Here is a 15,412-nt window from a genome sequence, read left to right as displayed (position 1 = left end):
GTCTTCTGTTGTCGTAAAATTGAAATAGATTGTCGCATCACTGGATTGATAAGGCCTGAAGATGACTGGTACACTGAAAATCTGCATGATACTAAAGAAGTCTAATTATTTTGAAAGCGATGCTTGACCCGGCGGATGGCTGGAAGTTTATGCCCTGCTCACAAAATAGTGAATCGGATGAAGAAAGAAGTTAATGCATCATCTTACCCATTTGTTACTGTCGCTCATCGTTCTGTTTTTTTCTTTTTCCAACTGCCATGCTGAATTTGATAAATCGTGTCAGGTTGGTGTGGCAAAAATCAATATTACTCCTGATTATCCCGTGCTCCTGAATGGATATGCATCTAGGGGCACGGATTTAATCAATCAGGTCGAGCAGCCTCTCTGGGCACGAGCGATCGCTGTCCTGGATCATCAGAGACAACCGTACGTCCTGATCTCGGTTGAAAATTGTGGTGTGCCAGCATCTTTGACGAAAGCCGTTGTCGCTCATCTGAAAGAACAACACGAGATCACACCCGCCAACGTGGTTGTCTGTTCGACACACACGCACGCGGCGCCCATGCTCACGGGAGTGCTTCCTAATATTTACACAAAGGATCTTTCCCACTCAGAACAGGCAGTCGTGGATCGGTATACCGGCGACCTGATTCAAAAATTAACAATCGTTGCTCAACAGGCGATCCAAGATGCACAGCCGGCATTACTTGAATGGGGGATCGGAACAGCCACTTTTGCGAAAAACCGTAGAAACATCACCGGCCCCACCGACTATGACCTGCCGATTTTACGCGTGAAAAGTCCGGAAGGTAAATCACGGGCGATTCTGGTTGGATATGCCTGTCATTGTACTACGTTGGGAGGTGTGCCTTTCATGTCCGGCGACTGGGCCGGCTGTGCGGTCGAGGAAATCGAAGCAGATCTACCCGGCTGTATGGCAATGGTCGTGATCGGTTGTGGGGCGGATCAGAATCCCAAGTTTCGAGGTGATGATCAGGGGGCTGCGCGGGTGAACGGACAGGCTGTTGCTGCAGGCGTACAACAACGTCTGAAAACCGGTCTCACAGCCATTTCCGGAAATCTCACAGCGAAAAGCAAAGAAATCAATCTGCCCCTGGCGGATCTACCCAATGAGGAAGAGTGGAAGCAACGTGCCAGCAAATCGGGGATCACCGGATACCATGCAAAAAAAAATCTGGACCGATTGAAACGGGGCGAAGCGTTAACAGATGAGGTTGTGTATCCGATCAAGACCTGGTCCTTTGGTGATGATCTGGCAATGGTCTTTCTCGGCGGTGAAGTGGTCGTCGATTACTCACTGGCAATCAAACAAAAACATGGTGCGAAAGTCTGGGTAACTTCCTATGCGAATGATGTTCCCTGTTACATCCCGTCAGAACGGGTTTTACAGCAAGGCGGCTATGAAGGGAAAAACGCCATGGTGTGGTACGATCTGCCTGGCCCCTTCGCCCCTGGACTGGAGAAAAAAATACGGGATGTTGTTTCCCGGCAGATCCCTGATTCTTTCCAGGCAACTGAGGATATCAGTCGTACCGGAGGCAAACGGCCTTTGACTCCCGCGGAATCCATTTCCCGTATGAATCTGGCAGACGATCTGAAAGTAGAAGTCGTCGCGTCAGAACCTTTGGTAATAGATCCGGTGGCGGTGGAATTTGGTCCGGATGGTAAACTATGGGTTGTGGAAATGCGAGATTATCCAGCGGGCATGGATGGAAATTACAAGCCGGGTGGAGTGGTGAAGTATCTGGAAGATCTGGATCAGGATGGCCGGTATGACAAGGCCACTGTGTTTCTGGAAGGGTTGGCTTTTCCGACAGGATTGATGGTCTGGAAACAGGGCATTCTCGTCTGTACGGCGCCGGATGTGATCTATGCAGAAGATACCACCGGTGATGGGAAAGCCGATCTTCAAAAGACGATTCTGACGGGTTTCGCAACGCATAATTATCAGGCGCGGGTCAATAGTCTGGTGCCCGGACTCGATAACTGGGTCTATGCATCGGGTGGGTTGTTTGGCGGTGTCATTCAATCCTTCAACGGGCAGACTGTTAACGTGACCAACCGGGATTTTCGATTTCAACCTGAGACCGGCGTCCTGGAACCGGTGAGCGGCCGCACTCAACAAGGGCGTGTGCGTGATGACTGGGGCAACTGGTTTGGCTGCCGGAATGGGACATTGTGTGTGCACTACCCGGTCCAGGAATCCTATTTCCAGAAAAATCCTTTTGTGAGTTCGCCGCCCCCGGAAGTTTCGATTCCTCAAGGGGAAAATGCAAACCAGTTGTTTCCGGTGGGAGAACTGGTGCAATTTCACTTGAGTGGACAGCGGGGCCGTCCGACGTCTGCCTGCGGTCTGGGACTGTATCGGGATCATCAACTGGGAAGAACATTTTATGGAAATGCGTTTGTCTGTGAACCCGTCAATCAGCTGGTGCATCGCCTGGTCGTGAAACCAGAAGGAGTCACATTTTCGGGTTTGCGGGCAGATGAAGAACAGGAACGGGATTTTTTGACATCCACAGACAACTGGTTTCGACCCGTCCAGGCGAGAACGGCCCCGGATGGTTCACTGCTGATTGTGGACATGTACCGATATCTGATTGAGCACCCCAAGTTTCTGTCTCCAGAAGCAGTGCAGAAATTAAACGTGCGTGCCGGCGAGACGCGTGGCAGAATTTATCGGATTACTGCGAAAGATCAACCGTATCGGCGCCTTCCCAATTTAAAACAGATGCCTGCGCCAGAGCTGGCTCAATTGCTCAACAGTGAGAATGGAACGCTGCGTGATATGATTCAGCAGGAACTGGTCTTGCGGGCTGATCTCAAAGTCACGCCCTTCCTGGCAGAGATTGCCAGTGAAGGGAAGTCAGCTCAATCCCGGTTACAGGCATTGTGCACCCTGGACGGACTGCAGGCGTTGACTCCTGACATACTGCTGCCTCGAATTGACGATCCACATCCGGGTGTGCGTAGAGAAGCACTACGATTAGCCGAACCCTTTCTCGAGCAATCAAAACCGCTGGCGAAGGCAGTACTCAGACAAGCTGGCCAGGAGCAGGAACTTCCGGTGCAGCTTCAGCTGGCTTACACACTGGGGTATCTGAAAGGCGATGCCACAACCAACGCTCTGCTGCAACTGCTGGAGCGAAATTCGGAGAATGTCTATATCAGGTCAGCCGTATTGACCAGTTTTGATCCAGCGCGTTTGGGGCCGGCCCTGGTCAGTCTGCTTCCCCGAATATCAGAGAAACCGCAATTGTTACCGATGTTTCATTCATTGCTGACAATGGCGGTTGCGACCCGGGATCCTGGATTATTGAAACAGGTTTCCAGCGCTTTTTCAGTGCATGTTATTCAAGATCAAAAAACGGAAGCCTGGGAGTGGTTGGCATTAACAGAACTGGCCGAAGCAATGCAGAGTCGTGACAGTTCGCAGGTTGAGAAACTGGGGGCGCAATTGAAACAACTCGTCAGTCTCGCAGGCGCACAGGTTTCTGATCCGGAACAACCAGAGCCTGTACGGATTGCAGCATTACAGTTTGTGTTGACGGTGGATCAAAGCCAGCACAGCCTTGAGCTGGTTTCCGAGTTGTTAACACCTCAAACAGCCTTAAACATCCAGATGGCTGCCTTGAAAAGTCTGATCAAGTCGCAGAGTCCAGCCGCGACAGAGCTGGTATTCAATAACTGGAAACAATTTACGCCTGTATTACAGGCTGAGGTCATCAGTCAGTTACTGGGGCGTGAATCATTGACTCTGGAGCTGTTAAACAAGATTGAGCAGAAGGTCATTCAACCTGCCCAGATCGATTTAACAAACCGTCAGACTCTGATCGATCATAATAATGAAAAGATTAAACAGCGTGCGCGAAAATTGTTTTCCGTCGCCACCAGTGCCAGTCGAGAAGCGGTCCTGAAGCAGTACACATCGATCGATTTAAAGCAGGGAAATGTCGAGCGAGGCAGCCGGGTATTTGAAAAACAATGTGCCAGCTGCCATCGTCTGAATGGAAAGGGGCATGTCGTCGGACCTGACCTGGCTGCGTTGACCGATCAGTCGAAGTCATTTCTGCTGACTTCCATTCTTGACCCGAACAAAGCAGTCGATGGTCGTTACGCATCGTATCTGGCAGTGACCGACGATGGTCGCATCAATACCGGAATTCTGGTGTCAGAACAGAGTAACAGCATTACCTTGAAAGCGCAGCAGGGTAAGGTGCAGACCATTCTCAGAGCGCAACTGGATGAATTGATTAACAGTGGGAAGTCTCTGATGCCTGAAGGTCTCGAACGAGAAGTTTCACCGGCAGCGATGGCGGATCTGCTGGTATTTCTGCAGGAACACAGCGCACCTTTGAAATACGCTTACACAGGAGCCGTCAAACCGGATGCAAATTACCCGGATGATTCCCAGAAATTAAAACTGGTGAATCATTCTACGGGGTCGACGCGATTTAATGATGGTCAGTGGGTCGGGTTTCGCTTTGCGGGAACAGAGCCTCAGCCGCGCCTCGTGATTGATCTGCAGCGAAAAATGCCTGTCAACGCTTTGAGAGTTGTCTATGGTGTCAATCATGAGCCGGGGGCAATTCACGCCCCTTCCTCAATTCAGTTAGCTTTCAGCAATAACAATCAAGAGTATGGGAATCCTCATCAATTTTCCGCTTTCGATGACAGTGCCGATGGCCTCGGGCTGTATGAAATCGATCGACGGACAATCGTCATCAACATACCGGAACAGCGGGCGCAGTTTGTTCGCCTCGACTTTAAGGGGAAGCAGGGCTGGATCTTTCTTTCAGAAATCTCATTGACCAGTGCCGCTACGGAAAATCAAAATATAGCGGTGCCGGTCCTGCCGGGTGAGAAAACTGCCAAAACAGAAGAGACAGATCCCGTCGTAAAGATCAAAACCCTGGTCGCTGATGTCAAAGTGGGAACGCCGGATGAATATCGCAATATTCCCGAGATCTGGCGTACTGCGATCGCCGTCGGAAAACGAAATCAGTCAGACGAACTGTTGCGTCTGCTGGCTGCGTCTCTGCCGGAGCAGGGTGAACCGCTGCAATGCTGGCAGGCGGTGGTTATCGGCGGTGGAGTGATCAATGGAATTACGATCGCCAGCGACTGGCCTCGCAGCAAACTCGATTCGCTACTCAAAGACAAGCCGGAATTGACGGTCCGATGGGAGCAGGCACTCCAGCGGGCCGTCAAGATGGCCGATGATCCCGATGTGAAAGGGGGAACCCGTTATGATGCGCTGCGGATGATTGCCATGCTGGATTATGCCGCCTGTCAGAAACAGTTAAAGCGGTATCTGCATGATGCCAGTCATCCAGAACTGCAGATGGGAGCCGTCAGTGGGATCGGTGATGTCGATGTGTCAGCAGCAACTGATGATCTGATCGAATCACTGCCTGCATTGACCGCCCGTAATCTGAAGATTGCGTTGCAGGCATTGATCAGAACGGATTCCCGCGCGATGGCCTTGTTGAAGGCCATTCAACAACAGCCGCGCACAGGAAAACTGATCGATGCCGAACTGCAGCAGCAACTGAAGACCCATCCCTCAGCAGAAGTGCAGCAGCTTGCCAGGCAGCTTTTTGAATAACCTGTTAATTTGCCTGCAGAACATCCAGAATAGCCCGGCAGAAATCAGGCAGATCAGAGGGGCGTCGGCTGCAGACAAAATGGCGATCGACGATCACGCTGGCATCTTCCCAGATGGCACCTGCATTCACCAGGTCGTCTTTGATTCCCGGTGAACCCGTCACTTTGACGCCGGAATAGATTCCGGCTGAAATGGGCATCCAGCCTCCATGACAAATGGCGGCAATCAGTTTCCCGCTTTCATGGAATTCCTGGAGAAGTGAGAGGACCTTTGCGGAGCGTCTGAGCTTATCGGGCATCCAACCGCCGGCACAGATGACTCCCTGGTAGTCAGCTGAGTTGATACTATCAATGCTGACTTCCGAGACAGAAGGATATCCATGCTTTCCCAGGTAGGTTTTTTCCGCTTCCAGACCTGCCAGTGTGGTTGTGGCACCTGCTTCTTCCAGGCGAAGTTTGGGATACCAGAGTTCCAGGTCTTCATAGTCTTCACCTGTAAAGAGAAGAAACCTTTGACCTGACAGCGGTAGTGAGACAGTCATTGATATACCTCAGTTTTTAAATTGAAAACAGGAATAGAAAAATTAAGCAGCGGGCCACATCAGACCAAAAATGGTACCAACGATGGCAGCATAAGCGATGGATTCTATGATATGGACTGTGATCCGATTATGAAACCAGATCGCGTGTTGAATCGTAGCCGCTAAAAAGGTCAACAGTCCGGCAGTAGACATAAAGCGGAAAACCGTCATGAATTCTGCGCCGGGCGGAATCGCCAGCGTGGCCAGATAAGCGAGTGAAAAACTGATGACCAGAAAGAATACGAACGTCAGACCCAGGTTTTTGCCCATATTGACTTTGGGATACACTGTCATCACACCGCAGGGGCCTGTGTTCCATTTCTCCTGGTACTCTTTGCTTTTCATCTCATCAGACGATTGGCATCCCGGAAACATGTAGCTGCCAACGGGCACATTGAGATCCTGCATTGCTTTGAGGAACTCATCTTCCTGCTCCATTTTTTTCCAGTCATCCTTATGAAGCTGCACGACCATCCAGGATAGAAAACTGGCGAAAAACAGGGCAATGGCTGACAACAGGACGGGAAGCAGTAAACTGGTCAACATGTTCAGGCTCCGGGAAAAAATGGATTCAGCAGGTCCGAATGGAACAGAGTGACAGGATTGTTTATTAATAGCTTGATTCTCAGATTGTGCTATTATGATAAGCATTCACATATTGCATTCCTAGTGGAGTGTCATTTTTTAAAAGGAGCCAGCATGCCTCGTTATATTGAACTTCCCACCATTGTAAAAGCAGCCGGTAACAAACCCAAACAGATTGAAGAATTTGTGGGCCGCGTGAATACAGGAGATGAAACGATCAGCGTGGCTCGTATGGTTTCTCCTGGTGGCTGGGTTGAGCCTGCGCAATCTCCCGAGTTCCAGGAGATGTCAGTTGTATTGAAAGGCGTACTGCACGTGGAAACAAAGCAGGGGATTTATGAAGTCAAAACGGGCCAGGCGATTATTCTGGATGCCGGTGAATGGGTTCGCTACAGCACGCCGGGTGAAGCAGGAGCGGAGTATATCGCCATCTGTCTGCCCGCATTTTCGCCTGAAACCGTGCATCGTGAAACCGATGATTAAGAGGCCCTGTGGGCAATCCTTTCCCGAAATCATAAGGTGCAGTCATGTCGCTGGAAAATAATACGATCCAGGAACTGGTGCCTCTCCTGTTTGTTGAGGACATTGACGTTTCCGTTGCCTTTTATACTGACAAACTGGGGTTTGAAATCAGTATGAAATGGGAACCTGAAGGAAAAATCATGTGGTGCCGACTGGAACGGGGGGCCGCGGCGCTGATGCTGCAATCGGCCTGTCCCGATGAGGATGGAGTCAGAGCAGAACGTATTAAAGGTGTGGGTTTCTTTTTTCTCTGTCCTGACGCGCAGCTGATGTTTGAGGAATTCTCAGCAAAGGGATTGAACCTGGAGCCTCCCCAGGTGGCCTTTTACGGGATGAATCAACTGTTTCTCAAAGATCCCGATGGATATGAACTCTGTTTTCAGAATCAGGTCTGATCATTCCTGAAATGTCAGCCTGGGATTAATCGTGCGACCACCGATTGGTCAGCCAGATCACCTGGTACGGTTTCAGGACCAGTTCTGCGCGCAGATCGGAGTATAATTCGCCGCTGATCAGATCGGTCCAGTTATCCGTTCCGATCAGGTTGATTTCTGATAAGGGGACGATCTGTTCCTGGTGGGAAACATTATTGAGGGCGAAAATGCTCTGCTGGCGATCCATGCTCTGGCGCCAGAAGGCAAAGACAGAGTCTCCCAGATGCAAGGTGAACTGCGTGGCATTCGGGTGAAACGCCGGTTGCTGACGTCGTACTTTCAGCAGATGGCACATTCCCTGGAAGACCTGCGCATGAAGGGAAGTTTCATCGGCGAGGGCCAGTGCCAGTTTGTGATAATCCCAGCGATGGCGGTTAATCGAACGATTCTGTCCGGTCTCTGCGACGCCCGCATGATCATTGGGTGTTCCCAGGAAACTGTGGATATAGACTGCGGGAATCCCTTCCAATGCAAACATGATGGCGTGCGCACAGAGGAAGCGTTCGACCTGCCATTCATCTTCCCCCTCCAGAGTGCCTTTCATCGCGTCGATCAGCGAGATATTAATTTCATAGGGACGCATGACTCCTCCCGCGAGAGATCGCATCGAGATGCGTGCACCAAACCGTTCCATCATGGCGACCATGTTTCCGATTTCTTCTTCGCTCATCAGACCTTCAGCCGGCCTGAGTCCGATTCCGTCATGTGAGGCAATGAAATTCAAGTACGTTGTGCCATGCAGGGCAGGGGGCATGCTCATCATCCAGGTCTTCAAATGCTGACAGCTGCCACACAGCATGGCGTTCACCAGCAGCGGAGGGAGTGAGAAGTTATAGATCGCATGCGCTTCATTTGAGTTTCCGAAGTAAGCCAGGTTTTCCCTGTTGGGAATGTTGGTCTCAGTAATGATCATCGCAGTTGGTGCCACGAACTGGATCAATGTCCGGATGAGTCGCACGACTTCATGTGTTTCCGGCAGACTCAGACAACTCGTTCCTGCCACCTTCCAGATAAAGGCGATCGCATCGAGCCGAAAAATATTGACCCCCTGGTCCAGGTAAAGCTTGACAATTTTGACGATTTCCCGCAGCAGCCCGGGGTGAGAAAAATTCAAGTCAACCTGATCATGACTGAATGTGCACCAGACATATCGTGGGCCATCGGGAGTTTCAATCAGGCTTAACAGTTCACTGATGCGCGGGCGGACTACTTCAGATAAATCGTCTTCAGGAGAGGCACAGAAAAAATAATCTTTACCCGGCGATTCTCCACGTCGGAACTGCTGGAACCATTCACTCTGGCGGGAGCAGTGATTGATCACCAGATCTGACATCAGCTGATACTTTTCTGCGATGGCATTGATGTGAGTCCAGTCACCCAGTCGCGGATTTACCTGGTGGTAATCAATGATGGAAAAGCCATCGTCTGAGCTAAAAGGGAAAAACGGGAGGATATGGATGCCGCTGATGGTTTCTTTGAGGAATTCTTCCGAGAACTGCAGTAGCGTTTCCAGTGGCTGCTGCTCCTCCGTGAGCAGACTGTCACCATAGGTGATCATCACCACGTTTTTCTGATCCCAGTGGTTCTGGTGCGTCTGAGGCGTCTGGCATTTTCCATCGGGACACATGATCTGTATCAGTTCCCAGGCAAAGGCACTCTGATCGATTCCGGGATAAATGGTCTTTAAATGGTTCTCTACCAGGAACTGATACTCACTGACAGCGGAATGCTCAACTGGATCACTCATGGTTTCAGGCAAACTCCCGATAGTCATCGTCCACTGCAGCACACAGGCTCGCAAAAATATCCGGAACGGCGCTTTGCACACGATTCCAGCTCGGGATAAACGGTGTTTCCATCGGATTATCCAGAAAATGCAGACCCGCTTTTAACACATTTTCTGCGAACAGCTCAACCGCTTTCTCTTCGTTATGGATATCCAGCACCAGCCCATTAATGGTGGCATCGTTTCGATAGGTCTCGATAAAATCGAGAGCAATACGGTAATAAGTGGCTTTAATCGAACGAAAGGTTTCGGTAGAAAAGACGACGCCGTTTGTAGCCAGCTTGCGGAAGATGCCTTTCGAAATATCAATCGACATTTTTGACAACCCCGCCTGGGCATCGTCTACAGACAGGTTCTGATGTTTGTGATCATAGCAGTCAGCGATGTCGACCTGACACAGACGGTTGGTCGAGAAATTCCGCTTCACCTCGGAGAGTACGCCAATCTCCAGCCCCCAGTCGCTGGGGATCCGGATATCGTTGATGACATCAACGCGAAAAGAAAACTCGCCTGCCAGAGGGTAGCGGTAGCTGTCGAGATATTCAAGATAATCCAGTGAGCCGAGTATTTTTTTCAATGCCCTTAACAGCGGTGTGACCAGCAGTCGGGTTACCCGACCATTCATTTTACTGTCAGCCACTCGGGCATAATATCCTTTGCAGAACTGATAGTTGAAACTGGGATTGGCTACGGGATAAATCAATCGTGCCAGGAGATTGCGATCATAAGTGAGAATGTCACAATCGTGCAAAGCGACAGAGGCAGAAGTGCCCTGCGCCAGAATATAACCCAGGCAGTACCAGACATTGCAGCCTTTCCCCAGTTCATTGGGAGCCAGACCCTGGTTTTGCAGGACATTATTGACTTCCTGCAGCCGGGGTCCATCGTTCCAGAGAATCCGATGTTTCTGGGGCAGGCGGCTGAAGAACTGAATGGCGTGTTTGTATTGTGTTTCATCTGCCCGATCCAGGCCAATTACAATTTCGTTCAGATACTGGACTTTCGCCAGCTCTGTGACGATTTTATCGAGAGCGGGTCCTTCCAGTTCGCTGTACAGACAGGGCAGCACCAGGCTCATCGGGCGGATTTGAGAAAACTGAAGCAGTTCTGCTTCCATTTCATCAATGGGTCGTGACGAAAGATTGTGTAACGTCGTAATGATACCGTTTTGGTAAAAGTCTCCCATACCAGATCTCCATGATCGATGTTTGAGCGCCAAAACCGGAATGATCAGGTCAGTGTTTCATCCAGTATCTGGGTTAACGCATCAGCCCATCCCTGTGGGCCTGTCTCTTCAGTAATGATGACCGAAGATTGCTTCTCAAGATCGGGAGGTTCGTGATGGGAAGAGCGCACAATGACCGCGATGTCTGCCGCGTTCAGCATGGCGACATCATTCTGACTGTCACCAAGTGCCACGAATCGAGGAATGGGATTACCGGAACGGCGATAACACTCCCTGAACCACTGCAGACATTTTCCTTTGTCACACGCGCCAATCACATGCACAAACCGGCCACCTCGCAGCAGCCGCAGACCATGATTGGCAATCAGTGCTTCAAACTTACGCAATTGATGTGCCGAGTCTTGCCAAATTAAAGGCTCTGAAAATTCCCGGGTCATCGCCTGCTCTGCTTCGGATTCCGATAATCCCGTATATGCAATGACTTCAGAGACTTTCATGTCAGAGAATCCGGTAAACAGGAAATTTTCCTGGCGTCGTTGATTTTGAATGATCGCCAGAATTTCCGTTCTGCGTGCGCCTAAAACATGCACGTCATTTCCTGATAATTGTGCAGGGGAGCACATTGTTGTCATCGAGGATGAATCCCGCAAATAGATGGCAGAACCATTTTCTACCACGTAGGGATCGGTATTATTCAGTGCTTCTCGCAGCGAAGCCAGTTCAGCAGCTGTTTTGCTGGTATTCAGAATCAGAGGAATTCCCGCTGTATGTAATCGTGTCATGACGGGGACTGCGGGCGCATACGAATACGAATCATGATCCAGCAATGTGCCGTCCAGATCGCTCATTACGATTAAAGGGGGAATTCTTTCTGGAGCCTGTTGAGTTTCAGTGGACATAACCTGTCAGTGCAGCGAAAGGAGAGACTGTAAATGAGCGGCTTGCGAGAAACGCTGACTGCATCCTAACAGGTATCATTCCAGCGAACAAATCCGTCTCGGGATTCGATAAGAATCATCGTGCCAATCATTGTAGACAAATGTCAGAAGCGAGACAGTTTTCTTCGGTGCCGCTGATTGTTAAACTGTGTTAAATAATTGCTGCCTGCACCATTGTTAAACTGTGTTAAATAATTGCTGCCTGCACCACAGACTCCTACAACATGGAATTCGAAAGTTTGCGTTCATGCGAAAATTGATTCAATCTGCTGCTCTGTTATTAGTATCACTCGGCGCTGTTGCCAGCCTTCCTGCTGCTGATACCGGTTCAATCGCGTTACAGGAACCTTGGCAGTCACAATATACAAAAGAAAATGCCACGGGTCCGCATGTTTTGGGGTTATGGACGTTTGACGGAGCCAATCCTGGTGCTGATCTTTCCGGGAATGGTCATCAGGCAACATTTCATGGCACTGAAATTGAAGTCCAGGGAAAATTTGGCGCAGCGATGCGTTCTTTCCCTGGTTTTCCCGTGGAAGACAAACGTCATGGTGCATCCGTCAAAAATTCTGCGAAACTCTCACCACGTGGTGCATTCACTCTGGAAACGTGGATCAAGCCTGAAGCAGACATTGAGAAAGCAAACACAGCTTATCTGCTCGATAAGAAATACGTGAGCCATACTGATTATCAACTCCTGTTTAATCCGGCAGGACGGACCGGTACCCGAACGCTGAGGGCCGTTCTTGGCTTTGGTGATTTTTCAGAAACCTGGTATTCCGATCCGCTGCAACTGGAACCAGAAACCTGGTATCACATCGTCTTTATGTATGATGGGGCCGGTCGTGGCCGTTTCCTGGTCAATGGATTACCACATGGCGAAAAGACCGTTGCCGGCGTGGGAGCGATCACAGCCGGGACGAGACCGTTAACGATCGGGGATCGTAACGGAAGTAACTACGGTGGCTTTCCGGGGTTGGTCGATCAGGTCCGCATCAGCAGTGGTGAACTGGAATTTCGTCCGGTTCGCTTTGATCGACTTACACAGCGATCCTGTTATATTCGCATGGAGCAGAATCCGTCACTCGCCTTTCAGGTCACGATCCTGCAAGCCGACGTTCTTCCAGAAGCGACGGTCACCTGGTTACTGAATGGCGATGTCCAGGGAACTTCCACTCTGAAAAATCTGAATTCGGGAAAACCACAACAGGTTCTGTTTCCATTAAATACCGCCCTACGCCCGGATCAATATCAATTGACGGCTCGGTTGAAAACCGCGGGGCCTGCCGGGACAACTGCGGAGGCGGCATTTCCGATTCAGATTGTGAGCCGAAAATTACCGGACCAGTTTCCTGTCATCATGTGGGGAGCCGGGATTGGCGAAATTGATCGCTTGAAGAAAATCGGGTTTACCCATGCCGTGGGAACCAGGGCCAATTATTCGAAAATTCTGGAAGCAGGAAAACCCACCCTGGCCGATAGTGAAGAGAATGTGGCTGAAATGCGTGCGGGTCTGGATCGGGGACTGGCCAACGGTATTTCTTTTTATGCATCTCTGTCCCCCGGTTCCTATCTGAGATCGCGTGAATCACTACAACGTGTGAATCGGGATGGAACCACGCATTCCTCACGCGAAGATATCTGTCCGCTGATACCGGAAATCAAAGAGTTTACCTATAACGTGGGTGCTTCCCTGGCACAGACGTATCAGGATTATCCCGCGCTGGATGCAGCTCTATTGCATACTGAAGTCCGGGGGCATTCACGTCCCTGTTTTCATGAGCATGACCGGGAAGCATTTAAAAAATTCGCCGGAATTGACATCCCAGCAGAAGCGGGACCACCGCGGGGAGTGGACTATAAGAAGTTGAAAGATTTTCCTGCTGACCGCGTCGTCCCGGATGACGATCCACTGTATGTCTACTACAAGTGGCATTGGAAAACAGGGGATGGCTGGAATGAATTAAACAGTGATCTGGAACGCGGTCTGAATTCGACTGCGAAGAAATTCTGGACCTGGTATGACCCGGCGATGCGGGTAGCCAGTGTATTTGGCTCCGGTGGCAATGTGGATGTGCTTTCACACTGGACTTACAGTTATCCGGATCCCATCCGTATTAATGTTGTCGGGGACGAACTCTTTGCCATGGCGAAAGGTTCCGGGAAGCATCAGGACGTGATGAATATGACACAGATCATCTGGTATCGATCGCAGACCGCGCCGATTTCAAAGAAACCAGGCGATGGACCGGAGACGCTGGCGCACTGGGAAGAGGAGCAACCCGATGCCGCCTTCATTACGATCTCTCCCATCCATTTACGCGAAGCGTTCTGGGCTAAAATCTCCCGTCCCATCAAAGGGATCATGTATCATGGCTGGCAGTCGCTGGTACCAACTGACGGGTCCGGCGGTTATCGCTATACCAATTCACAGACCCAGAATGAACTGGAGCGTCTGATTCACGACGTCATTCAGCCTCTGGGACCCGCGTTGAAAACGATGCCTGCTGCAAAAAATGACATTGCCTTTTATGAAAGCTTTGCTTCTCAGGTTTTCGCCAGACGGGGAACTTATGGCTGGAACGGTTACTGGCTGGGAGATGCCCACCAGGTACTGCAGTGGGCCGGCTTACAGACAGACGTCGTATTCGATGAGTCGATCAAGCAGTCAGGCCTGGATCAGTACAAAGTACTGGTGATGATGGACTGTGATGTCATTACCGAATCGATCCTGCAGGCGATCAAAGACTTCCAGCAGCGGGGTGGAATTGTAATTGCTGACGAACGGGTTTCACCGGCAGTCAAGCCAGATATACGCATTTCCTCCTATAACCGGACTGGCAAAGCGGATCTTGATAAACATGAGTTGCAAAAGAAGGCGGAAGAACTGCGGCAGGCACTTACCGGTAAATATACACGCGCTATCGATTCTTCCAATCCGAATGTAATTCCTTATATCCGATCATCCTCTCACGCGGATTATATTTTTGTGGTGAATGACAATCGTGAATTCGGGGATTATGTGGGGCATCATGGCCGCGTCATGGAAAACGGTCTGCCTGCGGAAACCACATTGTCTGTGAATCGCAAGGCTGGTCATTTTTATGATCTGGTTCAGCATCAGCAGATCCATACCACATCCTCTCATCAACAGCAGACAGCTAATGTGAAGCTGGGACCGGGGGCAGGCAGGATTTATCTGCGTACTGATCAACCCATTGATCAGGTAGGCGTTCAAGTTCCGGACTCCTTGAAGAGAGGGGAAACGGGAACGGTTTCGATTAAGGTGACTGATGAGCAGGGACAGCCGGTTGCCGCTGTGATTCCCGTGGATGTATCGATTGAGGATGCGGAAGGGCGTGTGGCAGAGATGTCCGGATACCGTGCGCTCCAGGATGGCGAACTGAGTTTTCAACTGCAGATTGCCCCCAACGATAAAGCAGGGGTCTGGACTGTACGGGTGAAAGAACTGGCTTCAGGAAAGAGCAGCACCGCTTTTATTCGCATTGCGGATGACAACTCGCTCATCAAACCGCATGGCCAGAAAATTCAAGGATTCAATCCCGAACAGCCAGCCGGCTAACGAGTGCTTTGTCAAGCTGGAAATTGAGGGTTGTGGATGTTGTTGACGTGCTCCGCTGTCGCACTCTCGTGATTTCTATCAACCCAAAATTTAAAAATGACACTCCACAAGTTTGGTAATCTCTGGCGTCGGCAGTCGTATTTCAGTATCTCTGATCGGCCAGAAATTC

9 protein-coding genes are annotated in these 15,412 nt (G+C 50.4%); 4 read left to right on the top strand and 5 right to left on the bottom strand.

Annotation, left to right across the window (positions count from 1 at the left end; all coding sequences use genetic code 11):
* Positions 1-193: 193 nt before the first annotated feature.
* Positions 194-5,629: a neutral/alkaline non-lysosomal ceramidase N-terminal domain-containing protein gene (locus AACZ40_RS01120; protein WP_291175484.1), complete on the top strand. Its 5,436-nt coding sequence runs from the start codon at positions 194-196 to the stop codon at positions 5,627-5,629.
* A 4-nt stretch (positions 5,630-5,633) separates the two neighbouring features.
* Here the strand turns inward: AACZ40_RS01120 and AACZ40_RS01115 are convergent, their stop codons facing one another.
* Together AACZ40_RS01115 and AACZ40_RS01110 are read right to left on the bottom strand one after the other, a co-directional pair.
* Positions 5,634-6,170: a type 1 glutamine amidotransferase domain-containing protein gene (locus AACZ40_RS01115; RefSeq protein WP_291175482.1), complete on the bottom strand. Its 537-nt coding sequence runs from the start codon at positions 6,168-6,170 to the stop codon at positions 5,634-5,636.
* A 42-nt stretch (positions 6,171-6,212) separates the two neighbouring features.
* Complete coding sequence (locus AACZ40_RS01110) at positions 6,213-6,755, bottom strand: hypothetical protein (RefSeq protein WP_291175479.1); 543 nt, start codon at positions 6,753-6,755, stop codon at positions 6,213-6,215.
* Between the two features lie 153 nt (positions 6,756-6,908).
* Here AACZ40_RS01110 and AACZ40_RS01105 point away from each other — a divergent pair, with 153 nt between their 5' ends.
* Positions 6,909-7,277 carry a cupin domain-containing protein gene (locus tag AACZ40_RS01105; protein ID WP_291175476.1) on the top strand — a complete coding sequence of 123 codons (369 nt, stop codon included), beginning with the start codon at positions 6,909-6,911 and terminating at the stop codon, positions 7,275-7,277.
* A gap of 44 nt (positions 7,278-7,321) precedes the next feature.
* Entirely contained in the window at positions 7,322-7,711 is a 390-nt protein-coding gene (locus AACZ40_RS01100) for a VOC family protein (RefSeq protein WP_291175473.1), read from the top strand.
* A 25-nt stretch (positions 7,712-7,736) separates the two neighbouring features.
* Here AACZ40_RS01100 and AACZ40_RS01095 read toward each other — a convergent pair whose 3' ends face one another.
* From AACZ40_RS01095 to AACZ40_RS01085, 3 genes are read right to left on the bottom strand one after another with little or no spacing between them, the layout of a single operon-like run.
* Complete coding sequence (locus AACZ40_RS01095; RefSeq protein WP_291175470.1) at positions 7,737-9,497, bottom strand: sugar phosphorylase; 1,761 nt, start codon at positions 9,495-9,497, stop codon at positions 7,737-7,739.
* 4 nt (positions 9,498-9,501) lie between these two features.
* Entirely contained in the window at positions 9,502-10,722 is a 1,221-nt protein-coding gene (locus AACZ40_RS01090) for a glycosyl transferase (RefSeq protein ID WP_291175467.1), read from the bottom strand.
* 44 nt (positions 10,723-10,766) lie between these two features.
* Entirely contained in the window at positions 10,767-11,621 is an 855-nt protein-coding gene (locus tag AACZ40_RS01085; RefSeq protein ID WP_291175465.1) for an HAD-IIB family hydrolase, read from the bottom strand.
* Between the two features lie 286 nt (positions 11,622-11,907).
* On the opposite strand from AACZ40_RS01085, the gene AACZ40_RS01080 reads away from it, so the two are divergent.
* On the top strand, positions 11,908-15,243 hold the full coding sequence (locus tag AACZ40_RS01080; protein WP_339672813.1) for a LamG-like jellyroll fold domain-containing protein: 3,336 nt from the start codon (positions 11,908-11,910) through the stop codon (positions 15,241-15,243).
* Positions 15,244-15,412: the final 169 nt, after the last annotated feature.

The organism is uncultured Gimesia sp., from assembly GCF_963972345.1.
In the GTDB taxonomy this organism is placed as follows: Bacteria; Planctomycetota; Planctomycetia; order Planctomycetales; family Planctomycetaceae; genus Gimesia.
The sequence above is the reverse complement of the archived record's forward strand: the minus strand, read 5'-3'. Positions and strand labels throughout refer to the sequence as shown.